The organism is Streptomyces roseirectus (assembly GCF_014489635.1).
Classification (GTDB): Bacteria; Actinomycetota; Actinomycetes; order Streptomycetales; family Streptomycetaceae; genus Streptomyces; species Streptomyces roseirectus.
Genome location: NZ_CP060828.1, coordinates 1,156,893 through 1,172,634, shown reverse-complemented (window position 1 = coordinate 1,172,634; position 15,742 = coordinate 1,156,893). Strand labels below are relative to the sequence as shown.

14 protein-coding genes and 2 pseudogenes are annotated in these 15,742 nt (G+C 68.5%); 10 read left to right on the top strand and 6 right to left on the bottom strand.

Annotation, left to right across the window (positions count from 1 at the left end; translation table 11 throughout):
- Window positions 1-481: 481 nt before the first annotated feature.
- Window positions 482-739, top strand: coding sequence for a hypothetical protein (locus IAG44_RS04705; RefSeq protein WP_187745865.1), 258 nt, complete (start codon window positions 482-484; stop codon window positions 737-739).
- A gap of 335 nt (window positions 740-1,074) precedes the next feature.
- On the opposite strand, the gene IAG44_RS04700 is transcribed toward IAG44_RS04705, so the two are convergent.
- Complete coding sequence (locus tag IAG44_RS04700; RefSeq protein WP_425508513.1) at window positions 1,075-1,599, bottom strand: ATP-binding protein; 525 nt, start codon at window positions 1,597-1,599, stop codon at window positions 1,075-1,077.
- 198 nt (window positions 1,600-1,797) lie between these two features.
- Between IAG44_RS04700 and IAG44_RS04695 the strand changes: the two genes are divergently transcribed.
- From IAG44_RS04695 to IAG44_RS43270, 3 genes are all read left to right on the top strand, one after another.
- Complete coding sequence (locus tag IAG44_RS04695; protein WP_187745864.1) at window positions 1,798-2,679, top strand: helix-turn-helix domain-containing protein; 882 nt, start codon at window positions 1,798-1,800, stop codon at window positions 2,677-2,679.
- Window positions 2,680-2,682: 3 nt separating this feature from the next.
- Window positions 2,683-3,036 (top strand): DUF397 domain-containing protein, encoded by a 354-nt coding sequence (locus IAG44_RS04690; protein ID WP_187745863.1) that lies wholly within the window; start codon window positions 2,683-2,685, stop codon window positions 3,034-3,036.
- Window positions 3,037-3,211: 175 nt separating this feature from the next.
- Window positions 3,212-3,373 (top strand): hypothetical protein, encoded by a 162-nt coding sequence (locus tag IAG44_RS43270; protein ID WP_246561486.1) that lies wholly within the window; start codon window positions 3,212-3,214, stop codon window positions 3,371-3,373.
- Here the strand turns inward: IAG44_RS43270 and IAG44_RS43265 are convergent.
- Window positions 3,313-3,504 (bottom strand): annotated as a pseudogene (locus IAG44_RS43265) (transposase); the annotation flags it as partial. The gene IAG44_RS43270 and the pseudogene IAG44_RS43265 overlap by 61 nt on opposite strands.
- Window positions 3,505-3,509: 5 nt before the next feature.
- A complete protein-coding gene (locus IAG44_RS43260) occupies window positions 3,510-3,851 on the bottom strand; it encodes a winged helix-turn-helix domain-containing protein (protein WP_246561483.1) in 342 nt (113 codons plus the stop codon).
- 505 nt (window positions 3,852-4,356) lie between these two features.
- On the opposite strand from IAG44_RS43260, the gene IAG44_RS04680 reads away from it, so the two are divergent.
- Window positions 4,357-4,551, top strand: a complete 195-nt coding sequence (locus IAG44_RS04680) for a hypothetical protein (protein ID WP_187745862.1) — start codon at window positions 4,357-4,359, stop codon at window positions 4,549-4,551.
- Window positions 4,552-5,049: 498 nt separating this feature from the next.
- Here IAG44_RS04680 and IAG44_RS43255 read toward each other — a convergent pair whose 3' ends face one another.
- Together IAG44_RS43255 and IAG44_RS04670 are read right to left on the bottom strand one after the other, a co-directional pair.
- On the bottom strand, window positions 5,050-5,274 hold the full coding sequence (locus tag IAG44_RS43255) for a pilin (protein ID WP_343075719.1): 225 nt from the start codon (window positions 5,272-5,274) through the stop codon (window positions 5,050-5,052).
- 156 nt (window positions 5,275-5,430) lie between these two features.
- A complete protein-coding gene (locus IAG44_RS04670; protein WP_187745861.1) occupies window positions 5,431-6,387 on the bottom strand; it encodes a sigma-70 family RNA polymerase sigma factor in 957 nt (318 codons plus the stop codon).
- An 815-nt stretch (window positions 6,388-7,202) separates the two neighbouring features.
- On the opposite strand from IAG44_RS04670, the gene IAG44_RS04665 reads away from it, so the two are divergent.
- The 4 genes and pseudogenes from IAG44_RS04665 to IAG44_RS04650 all read left to right on the top strand — a co-directional run bounded on the left by IAG44_RS04665 (window position 7,203) and on the right by IAG44_RS04650 (window position 12,344).
- The gene (locus IAG44_RS04665) at window positions 7,203-7,844 is read left to right on the top strand and encodes a DUF2637 domain-containing protein (RefSeq protein WP_246561481.1); all 642 of its coding nucleotides are present in this window, start codon (window positions 7,203-7,205) and stop codon (window positions 7,842-7,844) included.
- 120 nt (window positions 7,845-7,964) lie between these two features.
- Window positions 7,965-8,689 (top strand): annotated as a pseudogene (locus IAG44_RS04660) (transposase).
- A gap of 409 nt (window positions 8,690-9,098) precedes the next feature.
- Window positions 9,099-11,807, top strand: coding sequence for a GDSL-type esterase/lipase family protein (locus IAG44_RS04655; RefSeq protein WP_187745859.1), 2,709 nt, complete (start codon window positions 9,099-9,101; stop codon window positions 11,805-11,807).
- A gap of 114 nt (window positions 11,808-11,921) precedes the next feature.
- Window positions 11,922-12,344, top strand: coding sequence for a hypothetical protein (locus IAG44_RS04650; RefSeq protein WP_187745858.1), 423 nt, complete (start codon window positions 11,922-11,924; stop codon window positions 12,342-12,344).
- Here the strand turns inward: IAG44_RS04650 and IAG44_RS04645 are convergent.
- Window positions 12,330-13,214: a squalene/phytoene synthase family protein gene (locus IAG44_RS04645; protein WP_246563697.1), complete on the bottom strand. Its 885-nt coding sequence runs from the start codon at window positions 13,212-13,214 to the stop codon at window positions 12,330-12,332. The genes IAG44_RS04650 and IAG44_RS04645 overlap by 15 nt on opposite strands.
- Window positions 13,215-13,421: 207 nt before the next feature.
- Here IAG44_RS04645 and IAG44_RS44190 point away from each other — a divergent pair, with 207 nt between their 5' ends.
- Window positions 13,422-15,716 carry an ArnT family glycosyltransferase gene (locus IAG44_RS44190; RefSeq protein WP_187745857.1) on the top strand — a complete coding sequence of 765 codons (2,295 nt, stop codon included), beginning with the start codon at window positions 13,422-13,424 and terminating at the stop codon, window positions 15,714-15,716.
- Window positions 15,717-15,742: the final 26 nt, after the last annotated feature.

The following is a 15,742-nucleotide window of genomic DNA, read 5'->3' as shown; positions in this document are numbered from 1 at the left end:
CTGTCTGCACACGGCGCGTATCCCTGGCCATGGGCCCTCCTGGTTCGGACCGGTCACTCATCTTGAGTACCGAGCGTACGAGCGACCACTGACAAGCTGACCTGAGCAGGGCATTTCCTTGTCCGGCAGGGGGATCCAGAGAGACGTTCATGTATGCGAGCGCGCGCGTCACCCGACCGGCCGAACGTCGTTACCCGCTACGAGCACCGCGCCGCAGGGCGCGGTCGGGTCTGCGGGAGGCAACTGGTGGTCGCGTTCAGCATCGAGCGGGCGTCGTTCGACGTCGAGGGCGCGAAGCTGATGCCGGCGGCTGCGGCGTGCAACGTGCCCGGGTTCACGGCCCGGTTCGGGGACGCGCGGTGGTGGATCACACGCAGCACGGCTGACCTGAAGCAGGACGTCGTCTTCACGAACGTCCTGACGGGGGATGAGGAACGCCATCCGGTCAAGCGCACCGAGTCCTGCAGGTCCGCGCGGCCTTGTGGCCACCGGCCGTACGGCGGAGGCGATCCGGCTGGTCGAACACGGCGGCCCGGCCACTGCGACCGCCGTGGCCCCGCAGTGGCGCGTGATCCAGCGGATCACCATGGCGCACGTCCAACTCCTCGCCGCTGACGACACGGGTGCCGCCGAACTCCTGGAGGACGCGGTGCGCGAGGCGACGGCCCAGCGGCTGCCGGAGAGCCATGAATCCGCGACGCGGAGTCTTCGGCGGTTGAAGGAGGAGATGGCCGCCTGACGGCCGGCGGAATACAGCCGCACGGCGGGCGTCTCGCTGGGCGTCGCTCGCGCAGCGGGAGCGGAGGGGCTGGGGCATGGTTCCTCGGACGGTTGAGAGCCGGGGCGGCATGTGAATGGAAAGAGATGTTCGTGGACCCGCTGTCGTGCTTGTCCCTGGTCTCACAGCAGCGGGGATTCCGCGGTATCCGAAGGCGCCGCGGCTCGCTCGGAACTTCTGGAGCCACGCCGGCGGGTGCTCCGGCGCCTGGCGTGTCCCCAGGGCAGAAGGGCCGAGCCCACGTCGGGCGCCCGTGGGACGACGTTGGGGAGCGGCGTCCGCGCGGTGCCCGGGTCTCAGGCCGAACGACGGTCCGCCGACGCGGTTCGCTCGGCGGGCCTCGGCAGCCCGACTCGGGCGTGAACAGGCGGCGCGTGATTTCTCACGCGAAGGTGCGCGAGGCGCGAAACGGCCTGCGACAGCCCGAAGTCGCTGACGGGACGAGCGTCGTCACGCGCTTGGGCCGTGTGCGGGCCGGAGTTCGACGGCGGAAGGGTGAGGGTGCACCAGACGGTCTTTCCCGGACCGGTGGCGTTGGGCCTGGTGCCCCACTCCTTCGACAGCATCGTCACGATCAACAGGCCACGTCCGCCCTCCTGTTCGAGGGGTGGAACCGACAACTGGGGCCGCTCGTCGGCCGTGTCGCTGACCGCGACCTTCAAGGTGCTCTCGTTGCAGGAGAGTTGGGCGGTCACCCTCTCCGTTTTCGACGAACTGGCCTTGACGGCGTTGGTCAGGAGTTCACTGAGCAGGAGGCAGGCGGTTTCGGCGAGGTGGGTCAGCTCCCATTCGGTGAGTTGGGAGGCAGCCTGACGCCGTATGACGCATCCCTCGTTCGACGTCGAACCGCCTTCGAGGACTGCGGCCCGTCGCGAGCTGATGACTCCAGCATGGCTCTAGAATCTTCTGACTGCAACTACATACAGAAGATTCACGGCCCTTCTTCAGTCAGTGGAGGCTCCATGGACCCGGCCGATGCTCCTGCGCCCGCCCGTACGGCAAACTTGGGTCGCCGAGGTATGTCGAAGAGGGAGCAGCGCCGCATGAGCACCACTTCTCGTGGATCCGCCGGGAAGCGTCGACTTCTCGGCGAAAAGCTTCGGGAGCTGCGTGAATCTTCTGGTCTGACGCTCGTGCAGGCTGCTGCCGAGATCGGGCGGTCGAACCCTACGATCAGCCGTGTCGAGAACGGGAAACGCACCCCGCTGCTGATCGAGCTCAAGGCGCTGATCGACGTCTACCACGTGGACGCCGAGACCGCGAAGGCCCTGCTCAAGCTGCATGCCGGCATTGACGACGACGGCTGGTGGGACGCCTTCAAGGGCGTCATGCCCACCAGCCTCGCGAACTACGTGGCACTGGAGGCGGAGGCGGCGTCCCTGAACGTGTTCGCCCTCGCGGCCGTGCACAGCCTGCTGCGCACCGAGGACTACCTGCGCGCCATCTTGCGGGCCGCCGCGCAGAACGCCAGGGAGGTCGACAGGCTCACCGCTTTCCACCTGGAACGGCAACGCCAGGCTCTGGTGGAGTCGGAGACCCCTCCCGAGATCATCACCGTCCTGGACGAGGCGAGCCTTCGGCGCGAGGTCGGCGGCCGAGCCGTGCTGCGCGCCCAGCTGGAGCACCTGCTCCGCTCGATGGGGGCGCCCAACATCACCCTTCAGGTGCTTCCGTACGACCGAGGCGCCCACGCCGCGCTCACCGGCTCGTTCACGATCCTGGGCTTTCACGACCCGTCCGAACCGCCGGTGGCCTACGTGGACAGCCCCGGCGGAAACCTCTATCTGCAAAAACCGCCGGACATGCGGCGCTTCGAGAGGACGTTCGCCGCTCTCCGCGGGGCCGCGCTCGACGAGGCCGGCACCGAGCGGTGGCTGCGTACCGCACTCAAGGAGATGTGAGCCATGCCCACCCCCGACCTGAGCACCGCCGTGTGGCGCAAGGCCAAGATGTCCGAGAGCGCGCAAGGGTGCGTGGAGGTCGCCGACTTGGGCGGCGGACTGATCGCCGTACGCAACAGCAGCGACCCGGCCAGGGCCGCTCATGTCTACCCGGTCGGCGACTGGGAGGAATTCCTGGCGTACTTGCGTGGGGAACGCCCGAAGTCGACTCGTATTCAGGTGGCCATAACCGCGGACGCTGTCGTTCTCAGTGACTGCGCCGACGAGACAGTTCTTCCTCACACGTACACGAATCATGAATGGGAGTGCTTCATGAGCGGTGTGCAGAACAGGGAAGCTCAGTTGAGCGCGGCCTGACCTGTCGGCGCTAAGGGGGCTGGCAAAGTGGTGTCGGCCCCCTTGAGCACGTCTTTCGGTCAGTTCGAGATGTCTTCTCTTCGGCGTTGTTTGGCCCGGTCGCGGAGGGCTGCGTGTGTCTCGGCCCATATTGATCAGAAATGCATTGGGTTCACTCGTCGAGGATGTAGCGGACGTGCGCGCCGCCGAAGTGTCTGCGGGCGACGTGGGGTTGGCGTTGACCAGCTCGTCGGGGTTCAGCTCGGGTGAGTACGAGGGCAGGAAGTGCAGCTCGATCTGGCTCTTGTGGTCGGCGAGCGAGGTCCGGACGGTCTTCGAGCGGTGGGTCGAGTGCTGATCGACGATCAGGTGGACCTTGCGGTCGAAGTGGCCGACGAGTCGGGCGAGGAAGCGGCACATGACCTTCGTGTCGAAGGTGTTGGTAAAGGCCATGAAGTGCATCCGGCCGCGGGTGCTGATCGCGGACATCGCGTTCACGGAGAACCGGTTGCCGGTGCGGCGGACGACCGGCGTCGCACCTTGGCACCCCAGGTGCGGCCGGTGACCTGGTCCGAACGGATCCCGACCTGGTCGCTGAAGAGGACTCCGGCGCCTTCCGCCTTCGCCCTGGCCCGGATCGCCGGCCAGGTCTCCTCGCACCAGACGCGGACGGCCTCCGGGGCCTGTTCGACAGCCCGCTTGTCCGGCCGTTGGAAGGTCAGGCCCCACTGCTTGAGGTACTTGCCCATGCCGGGCTCGGTGAACCGGACCCGGTACAGCTTGGTGCTCGCCTGTGCGGCGGCCTCGCGGCCAGGACAGCAGCGCGTCCCGGCCACCCGCCTGCTATCTCGCCCACCAGTTGTCCACAGCCCTGACCGACACCTTGAACAAGGCCGCGACCTCCGACCGGTCCCTGCCCTCCACCAGTGCGGATACCGCCAGCAGTCGCGCAGCCTCCCGAGCGTCCGGCGACCACGTCCGCGTATCCCCCACCAGATCACTCACGCACAGCCAACGAGCCTGAACCCAAAGCGTTTCGGATCAATATCCATTCCAGGGCGGCTCGATTTCAGTGAGTCGCGGATTTTGACGGATCGATTGCCTGCTTGTGTCACCGACTCGGTTTCCGGTCTCACTTCCCTTCAGGGTTCCGATCCTGCTACCTCCTAGAGAGGTAGCTGCCCGATGCATCCTTGTTGCAGGTGACGGATGTATTGGCGGCTTCGGCGGGGGCGCAACTAAATCCCCAGTGGGGGACTGAGCAGAGGTGTGGCCGTGCAGTCCCGTACGGCCCCCTACCCCGCCGGGCGGGACGCCCTCTTTCTCGGAGAGGAACGGGCCATGTCCGTTCTGACGACAGCCGCAGTGGCCTTGCTGTACGACGCGCTGTTCCTGAACGGCGGGTTCACGGTCATGACCCGTCCGGACGGCAGCACGTACACCCCCACCGGCGGCTACGCGGTGAGCACCACCCCGGCCCCGTACATGATCCCCACGAACGCGAACGGGCTGGGGGCCGGCTGGACGATTGAGTGATCTACATCGACCCGGTCGAGGTGATCAGCGATCAGCAGACCGCCGTCGACGCCGGATTACAGCGCTAGCAGCGGGCGATCTTCGATCTGGGAACCGGTACGGAGATCACCCTGTAGAAGCGGCACGGGCGACAGGCTCACCAGATCTGTCCGCCGTGTCCGCGTGAGGGGCCGTCGGCAACGACGCGCTGCGGGGTGCACGGCGCCTCGAGGGCCCTCACCGTCCCGTTCTTTTCGGAGAGGAACCGGACTGTGCCCAAGCTTGCCACGCAGTCCTGGGCGGTGCGAAGGGCGTTGGCGTCCCGCCGGCCGTTCCGCACCCACGGCGCGCTCAGCGTGACCGACGAACGCAGCTACCGCGTCGGGTGGCTTCCCGAGACGCGATCGGCCGGTACCGGCCGATCGCCGATGCCGGACGCATCGCCTATCAAGGGTTCAGCTACAGCACTCCGATCGCGTGGCTGCCCGACGACGATACGGTCGTGGTCCCGCTGGCCTACTACCGCCCGTACCGCCCGCCGTGGGTGCGACGCATCCCGTATCCCCACCCCGCGCTTTTGAACGCGGTCTTGGCCTTCTCGACCTCCCCGGTATCACCCCCGGCCATCACGTACCGCAGCCCACCGACGGTCAGGAACATGGTCGCGAGCCCGGCGAGGACGCCCATGATCCAGTTGCGGATGTTGGTCAGCACCTCGTTCACCGACGCCGCCAACGCGAGCACGGCGTCTGACTCTGCCGCCCGTGCCGAACCCCGCCCCCAGCAGGCACACCAACAGCAGTACCACCGCCGCGACGAGCAGCCACCGCCCCAGCGGGCGTCGGTCGGCAACAGCACGACGTGCCCGGAGTCCGGGACGGCGGTGAAAGAAGCCCCGGTTCATCGGCGTCCCTCCGGAGCTGACGGGGACGCGGGTATGTCACTCCCGCACCCCAAGAAGCCGGAATCCGCGCCCTTTTTGGCCATGCCGGACGAAGAATTCACGGCACGGGTGGGAGAAGCGGCCGACGCCGGCGCCGTAGAGCGGCGGGCCGGAGCCTGCGGCGTGGACAGCAGCAGGTCCATCGCCGCCCGGGCGACCGGATCGTCGACAGTGGCATCCACCGCCTCGCCGCGCAGGAAAGTGGCCAGCTGTGCCTCCGCCCTGCGCCGTGTCTTGTAGACGGCGTTCGGTGTGAGCGCGTGCTGCTGCGCCCACTCGGCGACGGTCATGTCGTCGAGCCGGGTGGAGCCGATCAGCTCGGCCTCGGCCCGGGGCACCGCCCCTTCCCGTACCGCCCGCGCCAGCACCAGATCCGGATGCCCCCACGGCGGCTGCGGCGCGGCCGACCAGTACCCCGGGGCCACCGGTGTCGGCGCGTCCCATGCCTGCGCCCGCGTGGCGAACCCCCGCCGGTACGCCGCCCACCGCAACCGCGTCAGCACCCGGGGCCGCACCACATCCACCCGCGCCAGCCCGTCCAAGAACCCTGCCACCACCTCGGCCTGGAGATCGAACGCATCCCCCGCGCACCCCTCATCCAGTCGCCGCACCACCCCCGCCAACGCGGGCAACGCCATCCCCGCACACGCCAACGTCCACACCCCGTCCTCCCGACGCGCACGCCGCACCAGCAGCGCCCACACCGCATCCCGCGTCAGCCGCGGACACCCACGCCGCATCAACAGCCCACGCACCTCGTCCAACGGCACCGCCCGCTGCGGCAGCCCGTGAAAGGCACGCCCGTCCACCGACAACGGCTCCGGCCCCGAAACCAGCCGGACGAAACACTCCCGGACCGTGTCCAGCGGCAGAACACGACCCGCACAGCCCCGGTACTGACGACGAGCGACCATGAACGGACGCCTCCTCGACCTGAGAGGGAACAGGAACGCCCCTCACAGAGCCACACCGGCAACAAGAAACCGCCAGACAGGAACCTTTAAGCGCCCCTTGGCGCGCGAAGGCGGAAGGCCCGTTCACCAACTGCCGCGGCCGACGCGGATTTAACTCCGTTTTAGTGATGATCTAAGGGTTGCCCTGCAACCGCTGGTCACCGTGGTGCGGTGCGAAAGCGCGGCGGAGTCGTAGTGCGGACGCCCGTGGTGCGTCCCGCCGGAGGGTTGCATCCTGCCTGTCTTCGGGATCTCGAAGACGGCGGCGGCGACCAGGCACCGGGCTCGTCACCGTGCACGTCTGCACAACCGCGCCCTCGCCGGACAGACCCAGGTGCCATTGCGCAGTTGACCGCGACGATTCCACCGGATCCAAGGTCGTTACAGGGCGACCCTCAGACCCGCCCGTGCTGAAAATCTTGCCCGGCCCGTGTCCAAAACAGCTTTGGATTCCGGCCTTCTCTGATGTCGGCGAAGCCTGTGCCCCGCAGGGAGGGTGGAATGGCCCCACACCGCAGTGGCCGCGAGACCGGGCCGCGAGACGAGCCCGCACCGCCCCCGCTCTCGTCGGGCTCCCGCCTCGGAACGAGAAGCCCTTCCACCGGGACGAGAGCGGCACGGACGGCGAGAGCGCGGGCCACTGAGACTCCCTCCCGGACACGACCGCCCCGGCGGTCTCGATGACCCGGCTCCGTACACCGGCAGAACTCTCGCGAAACGAGACGCCGAACACCCGAGCCGGCGGCGAGACATGGATACGCCGAACCTGCGCGGTAGTGGTCGCGTCCGTGGCCGCCTACGCCTCTTACCTTCACCAGAGAGCCTTCGCCCAGCACGGCGGAGCCGACGCGACCAGCGCCGTCCTGTGGCCCCTGTCCGTCGGCGGGCTCCTCCTCCTGGCCACCGTCGGCCTCCTCCACCCCGCACGGCAGACGCGCCGAGAGCGCACCGTCGTCTGGACGGCCTTCCTCCTGGGCATTGCCGTCTCCCTCGCCGCCAACATCGCCGCGGCCCTCACTCTCGCCTGGCAACCCGTCCTCGTCGCCGACTGGCCTCCTGTCGCCCTCCTCCTCTCAGTGGAACTCCTCACCCACCGAGACCGGCACCAAGACCCCACAGCGGCGCGGCAGAGGCCACGAGACCAACGCTCCACCCGCGAACGGCCGAGACGCCACCCCGCTCCCGCCTCTCGCCCACCCGGACCGCACGGCGCCGAGCAGATCATGTGGGAGCACCACCAACACGGACACGCCGCCGGCCGCACCCCGACCGGAACCGACCTCGACCGAGTGGCCGGCACCAACAACTACGGCCGCGCCGTCCTGAGACGATGGCGCCGCATCGGCCGCATCCCCACCCCGCCGAAACCCTTTAAGAATCCACAGAGTCAGAGCGGACCCGGCAGTGGAACAGGATGAGCCGACCTGGAAACTGTGCAGGTAGGTGTGGTGATGGGACCTCGGCAGCAGTGCAGGCACAAGCCTTGTCGACCATGGAGTTGCGACGCTCTGTGATCACCGGGGAGACCTGCGCCGGTACTGCCATCATGGCTGACCGAGTCACCGCGGGTGCCGGTTCGCCGCCCTGCTGCCTGCACGATCGACCCACGTGCCTACCCATCCGCTGGGCTGCCACCGCCCACGCATCAGTGACCGAATCGTCTTCGACAAGATGCTGCAGCTCCTGCGCTTCGGCTGGGCTTCTTCGCCGAACTCAAGCAGATCTCCCTGAAGTCCTACGCCCGCGTCGCCGGCCTCGTCCTCGAGCAGATCGCCATCGACGACTCCCTCACCAAAGCCCCCGGCAGCGAGGCCACAGGGCGATCACCGGTCAACCGCAGCAAACAGGGCGCTGAAGCGCTCCGGTGTGACGGATGGTCACGGGATCCCACTGGGACGCGTTCTGGCCGGAGCGAACCGTCATGACTCCCCCCTGCTCGCCCCGACCCTGGACCGTCTGGACGACCTGGGACCGCTGCCCGACGACATCACCGTGCACCTGGACGCCGGCTGCGACTGCGACAAGACCCGCGCCATGCTCGACGAACACGGCCTGCACGGCCGCATCGCGCACAAGGGTGAGAAAGCGCCGATCCAGGCAAGTCAGGGGTGGTATGTCGAAAGGACCCGCGCCCTATGAGCGCCGGGCCACTGTCATCGACGTCTTCTTCGACCTGGCCGACACCATCATCACCGTACGAAGCCTGATCCGTCGGTCATGGACGACCCACCGCTGGGACGAACACCCGAACCGCCGTCCATGACCACACGCCTACCTGCGCGGCCTCTTGAGGTATCGGGTCAAGCCCCTGTCTCCTGCTTCATCGCCTCGATCTGCTCGGGCCCCTCCGTCGTCGTCCCGGACTCTGTCCGGAGTCGAACCAGGACGGCCCAATCGAACGGACGTACAGACGCAGGTAGGGTGCTTGATGCCGGGGCAGCACCGTGCGAGAGCGATGAGCGGTGCCGCCATGTGCCACGTTCCGTGCGTCTTCCAGGAGCTTTGCCGTGTACCGATCTGGCGGAAACCCGCATCGATTAACCCGTCTGATGGGCTCGCGAGTGGTTGCGGCACTCGTCGTGGTTCTGGTGGCGGCCGGCCTTATGACTTTCGTGCCGACTCCTCCCCCCGCGGCCGCGGTTCCTCAGGGCCTGATAGCGGGGTCGTGGAACATGCAGGGCCAGCACACGGGTACGGGCAAGGAACGGGAGTCGCGCTATCGCAACGCGATACAGCCCCGTTTCACCGAGGGCATGCAGGTGCTGGCACTGCAGGAGGCGGGGAACGAGCCGCCGCTGTCGGCGCGGGAGAGCGAACGAGTCATGCCCCGCCCAGGCGTACATGAGTTCATCTGGAACCTGAGCTCAACGCCCCGCGCCGACTACGTGCAGATCTACTACAGCTACACCGGCCAGCAGCGCAACGGGCTCGCGATCGTGACGCGTGACCACGCCCAGGACGCCGTGCAGCTCAACGTTCACTCCGCCGGAGGTTCCCGCCCCATGATGGGGGTGCTCCTGCGAGGGGTCTGGTACTTCACCGCTCACGCCTCCTCGGAGGGCGGCCGTCCCAACGACGCCGAGGACATCATCGAAACCGCGCGTCAGTTCATGGCTCGCAACGCGCCGAACAACAGCTGGATGGTTCTCGCCGACTTCAATCTCGACCCCGGCAGGATGCTGCCCCGTCTTCAGCGCACCATGGTCCGGCCGAATCAGCCGACGCATCAGGGCGGGTCGGAGATCGACTGGGCGTACACCAGCGACTCCAACCAGACCGAAGTCGACGTGACACGGCTCGGACTCAATTCGGACCATTGGCTGGTCCGGTACGTCTTCGGCGGATGCCGAGGTCTGGCGCCCCGTGCGGCCTCCACTCGTGAGGACTCGAGGTGCGGCGATCCCGTCCCCGGTCACGCCTACCGCCTCTACCTGACCGAAGCAGACAAACCCGAGAGTCTGCTCATCGATTCCGGCGCGGCCGAGGTGCCGTGGCTGGCGAAGCCGGACGACGCATGGACCGGAAACGAGGTCCGCGTCCTGTTCGCGACCAGGCCCGGCACGTACAAGCTGCGCATGGGGGACAGGTGTCTCGGGCGTTCCGGCAACTCCCGGGGCGCTTGGATGACGTTCGACTCGTGCGACCCCGGCAACATGAACTCCGACTGGTCCTTCTCCGACGGCAGGCTGTTGAACCCTTATGCCGACGCCCCTCTGACGGCGGGACCGGGAGCGGCGTTGGACGACCAGTTCCGCTTGGTGGGGATGGTCGACGCCGACTACAGGTGGCGCTTCGAGGAGGCTGAGCAGGACAGCCGGCCACCGCTCAAGCGGGATCTTCGCCTGATGCCGCTGGGAGACTCGATCACCGCCGGCCTGGAGAGCTCGGACAGCAACGGCTACCGCCAGACGCTCCACTCAGCCCTGCGCGGCGCGACCGACGGGGAGGTCGACTTCGTCGGATCGGGGCGCAGGGGCACGATGACCGACCCGGACCACGAAGGACACCCGGGGCGGCGCATCGACGAGATCGCCTCGGTGGCCGACTGCACCGTGCCGCGATACCGGCCGAACGTGATCACCCTCCACGTGGGCACCAACGACGCCAACCAGAACTACCGCCTCGACTCCGCCCCTCAGCGGATCAGGGAACTGATCACCCAGGCGCTGCAAGACTCGCCCAAGGCCGTGGTCGTCGTCGCCCGGCTCATACCGACGGGCAAGCCCGGTCTGCAGCCGCGCATCGATGCCCTGAACGCCGCGCTGCCCCGCCTCGTCTCGGATCTACGGGCCGAGGGCAAGCACGTCGTCCTGGTCGACACCAGCGACATCCAGGTCGACGAGGGCCTGCAGAACGATGCCCACCCCGACGACCAGGGGTACGCGAAACTCGGGCGCGCCTTCTATCGCGGCGTCATGCAAGCCGCGGACAAGGAGTGGATCGCGCAGCCGGAACCTCAGCGGCCCGACGCGGACTGCGAGCAGTCCGACGACCCGGACGACACGACCGCTCTCGGCGAGGGATGGCGCAAACTGGGCGTCATCGCGCCCGGTATGCACAGGCCGGACACCTACGGCCGCACCGAGATCGCGGAGATGAACGGCGACCAGCGGGCCGACTACGTACAGATCCGCACAGACGGATCCATCCGAGTCGGCATCAACACCCCGGACCAGCCGGGCCAGCCGACGTGGAAGCCGTGGGGCGGCGGCTCGGGAGAGTTCTTCCCCGCAGGAGGCCCCCCGGCCGCAGGTGAGTCGATCTCCCCGACAGACGTCCGCCTCGCCGACATCGACGGCGACGGACGTGATGACTTCGTCGATCTGATCGGTCCCTACGGCGACTCGTTCGTGGGCACGGCACGGCTCAACACGTCCCGTGACGGGGACTCCCCGGCGTGGGACGAGCAAGTCAACCTCGTCATCCCGACTCCGGACGCGAAGACGGACCGGCTGCACTTCGCGGACGTCAACGGCGACGGCCGCGACGACGTGCTGCGGGTAGGAGACGGCGGAGAGGTCCACGCATACCTCAACACCCCCACACCAGGCAGTAGCCAGCCCAGGTGGGAGGAGAAACTGAGCTGGGCACCAGGCGTGTCCGGAGCTGTCCCGGACGGCCTGCGCTTCGCCGACGTCGACAACGACGGGAAAGCCGACTACCTCATGGTCGGTGCGGACGGATCCGTCCACGCCTACCTCAACAAGGGCGGCAAGGACGCCGGCGGTTTCGAAGGACACCACCACTTCGCCAACGCCTCCAACTACGCACGCGAGTACGTCCAGTTCAAGGACATCAGCGGCGACGGAAAGGCCGACTACCTCGTCGTCTATGACCAGGGTGCGGTGCGCGCATGGCTCAACCGTGGAGGCAATCGCTGATCATCGCTCCGCCGAAGCGATAGTGGCGAAGGAGTGTCGCACGCTGCCATGCCGGGGATGTGACGGGGGTCCGGGCGCTCTGCCGCGACCGGGAGTTGCTGGAACGGGGCTGGCATGTGGTGGTCGACGAGCCGGCCTGCGTCGACGCCGGGGCGGTCGAACTGGCCCGGCGTTCGTCGCTCGTGCGCGTACAGCGCGCTCGCCCGGTACACGAGGGGGCGGACCGTCGTCGGGTACTGCGGGTTCACGGGGCTCTACCAGAACACGCTTCAGCTGCTCGGCAGGCGTCAAGTCATCCATGTGGAGCGGCCGTTCTCGATGCCGCTGGAGCTGGAGATCGAGGTGAGCGTGCGGGACGAGGGCGGTGTGCGGGTGGTGCGGGTTGCGCCGGCCGACAGCATGTGGATCTTTCTGGGACAGGTGCTGGGCGCGGTACCTACGGGGTCGCGGGAGTTCGATGAGCCTCTGCTCGCTGATGGGTGGATACTCGGACGGCTGCTGCGGGACAGGGGCGAGGCGTGGTCAGGGGTGTCGTGAAGTCCGTTTGGCGCGTAGGGCGTTGAGCAGTACGCGCAGGGCGCCGGCCGGGGGCGGGCTTGCCTCGCCCTGGAGGAGGGCGGCGCCGCGTTGGAGGGCTGCGTCGGCGGTGAGCAGTTCGATTTCGATGAGGGCGCTGAGGAGGGGGCGGAAGGGTTTCGGGGCCAGGGTGGGGAGTTGGGCGGCGTGTTCGAGGTCGGCGCGTGCTCGGGTGAGTTCGTGGATCACCAACTGGCGGATGTTGTCGGTGTGGTGAGGGGACGTCAGGTTCTCCGGGGTGAGGGAGAAGCGGTTCAGGGTCTGGGCGGGGACGCCGGTGCGCCCCTCGCGGACGTCCTCGGCGAGGTCGTTGACGAAGTCCAGCCGCTGGCTGCCGTCGATGAACGTCCGGCAGGCCGCGCGGAACGCCCCGTCGTCGTCCTCGGGGGCGACCAGTGTGGCGATCAGCATGAACGCGGGGAGGACGTAGGCGTCCACGTACGCCTGGTAGTCGGCCTCGTCGTCGAAACCGGTGAAGTCCAGTTCGGCCGGGGCGGTCGTCAGGTAGGTCTCGACGGTGTCCCGCATCCGGGGGTGGGTGGCGACGGTGTGTGCGAGCGCGCGCAGCAGGGCGTCGTCGCCGGTTCCGGTGCGCAGGGCCTCGCGGACCCGGTGTTCCCACGTCTGCCAGGCCGCCGCGGGCCGGTGTCGAGGAGGTTGTCGCAGTGGTGCATGAACGCGGTCGCCGCGAGGACGTGCGGGAGCACGTGCGGGGGCAGCAGCAGACGGGTCGCGATGTACGAGGTCCGGCGGAATCCGGCCACCAGGCGCCGTTGTTCGCTGTAGTCCCGGCGGAGTCCGGGGGATCGGACGTCGGCCGCGTCCAGGCATCGCTTCCATGTGCTCACGCGCTGATCGTAGTGGGCCCGCTGTGGGGGACCTGTGTGTGGTTCAGGCGATCGGCGGGCAATGGAATTCCCCGTATCGGCTGAAAGGCGGGCCGCGTTGTTAAAGGGGTGTTATCGGGGCGATGAGAATTCTCTTGGAGGCCCGGGTATTCGGGCGGGCGGGGGTGGGGTGTGGCGAACACTGCTGTGCATGGCTTCGACAGTCCCCGTCTCCACGGGCCCCGATTCCGCCGTGCCCCTGTGGCATGCTCCCTGGCGCTCTCCTGCCGGTCAACCCGGGTACGCCCGGCCCGTGTTGCTCGGGCTCCTCCTGCTCGCCGGCGTGCTCTACACCTGGGGTATCGACCACAGTTCGTACCACGCGTTCTACGCCGACGCCGCGCGCAGCATGTCCGAGAACTGGAAGGCGTTCTTCTACGGGTCCTTCGATCCGGGGAATTCCATCACGCTCGACAAACTCCCCGGTTTTCTCTGGCCGCAGGCGTTGTCGGCGCGGGTGTTCGGCTTTCATCCCTGGGCGTTGGTGCTTCCGCAGGTGCTGGAGGGGATGGCGAGTCTGCTCGTGCTGCACCGGCTGGTGTCGCGGTGGGCGGGCGTTGACGCGGCGCTGCTCGCGTGCGGGGTGTTCCTGCTGACGCCGGTGTCCGTGGGGTTGTTCCGTACGGCGGTCGAGGATCCGGCGTTCACGCTGTGTCTGCTGCTCGCGGCCGAGGCGGTGCAACGGGCCTCGCGGGACGGGCGGTTGGGGCCGTTGGTGGTCGCCGGGGTGTGGGTGGGGGTCGGGTTCCAGAGCAAGATGCTTGAGGCGTGGGCGGTGTTGCCGGCGCTGGGGGTGGTGTACCTGGTGTCGGCGCCGGGTTCCCTGCGGCGGCGGGTGGGTCGGGTGGGGGTGGCCGCGGTGGTGATGGTCGCTGTGTCGGTGTCGTGGATGGTGGTGGTGGGGCTGGTGCCGGCCAAGGACCGGCCCTATGTGGATGGGACGACTGACAACTCCGCGTTCAGCATGGTCGTCGGGTACAACTTCCTGAATCGGTTCTCGGCGTTGGGGGTCAGTGCGGGGGCCACGGGGAGTGTCAGCGGGGTGCAGGGGGATGCGCGTGCCGGAGGTGATGCACATGCACGTGCGGGTTCGGGTGGCGGTGCTGTGGCTGGTGCGGGTGCACGTGCTGGGGCTCGTGCGCGGGCACGGGCGGTCGGTGGTGGGGAGGACGGGTGGGGGAAGATGTTCGGGGCCTCGCTCGCCTCGCAGACCGGGTGGTTGTATCCGTTCGCGGCGGTGTGTGCTGTCTGCGGGGTGCTGTGGAGGCGGGGGCGGCCTCGGACCGACGGGGTTCGTGCCGGGTTTCTGTTGTGGGGCGTCTGGTTGGGGACGTTCTTTCTGGTGTTCAGCGCGGGGAGCGTGGGGGACCACACGTACTACATGGGGGTGATCGCGGTGCCGGTGGCCGCGTTGACCGGGGGCGGGACCGTGGTGATGTGGCGGGCTTATCGGAGTGGTGGGCGGCGGGGGTGGGTGCTGCCGGGAGCGCTGGGGGTGACGGCGGCGTGGGGTGTGTGTCTCGCGGGGGAGTTCGGAGGGTTTCTGCCGTGGCTGGCGGGGGTGGTGGGGGCGCTTGGGGCTGTGGGGGTCGCGTTGTTGGTGGTGGGGCGCTCGGGTGGTGGCGGGTCTGCCGGGGTGGGTGGGCCCAGCGGGTTGAGCGGGCCTGCAGGGGCGGGTGGGCGTGCGGGGTTGGGTGGGCGGCTCACTCTCGCGGGGCTTGCGACGGGGCTCGCCGCCGTGCTGATCGCGCCCGGTGCGTGGGTGGCGCAGGTGTTCAATCCGGCGTACCGGAGCACGGGGATGGGGGCGGTCGGGCCGACGCGTGCTGGTGGTGGACGCGGGACGGTCGCGCGGGCCGTGTCGGACGGGGTGTTCGCGTCGGCCGGAGGTCGGGCGGGGCGGTCGTGGTGGGCCGGGGGAGCCGGAGACATCGGCGTCCGTGCGGGCGGCTTCGGGCAGGACGGGTCGGGAGGGCTCGGTGGGGACGGGGCCGGCGGCTTCGGCAGGACGGGCTTCGGCGTCGGCGCGTTCAGGGGCGGCGTCGGTTCCAGCGGTGAACTCACCGTGTCCCAGCGGGAGTTGCTGGCTTACGCCCGCGCGCACCAGGGCTCCGCGTCCTACGTCTTCGCCACCTCCGACTGGACCACCGCATCCCCGTACATCCTCGCGACCGGCGCCCACATCCTGCCGTTCGGCGGCTTCAGCGGACGGGTGCCGTTCCCGACTCAGGCGGGGTTCAAGCGACTTGTCGAGTCGGGCGGCGTCAAGTACGTGCTCGTGGGCGCCGACCGAGGCATGGGCGGCTCCAAAACCGGCGCGACCGGGGCCCGTTCGACGACGGCCGCCGAGATCACCCAGTGGGTCCGGTCCACTTGCACGGAGGTCCCGGCCACCGAGTACGGCGGCGCGGACGGCACGGGAACGCTGTACCACTGCGGAACATGACGGAACCCCAACCCGCACCGGACCTG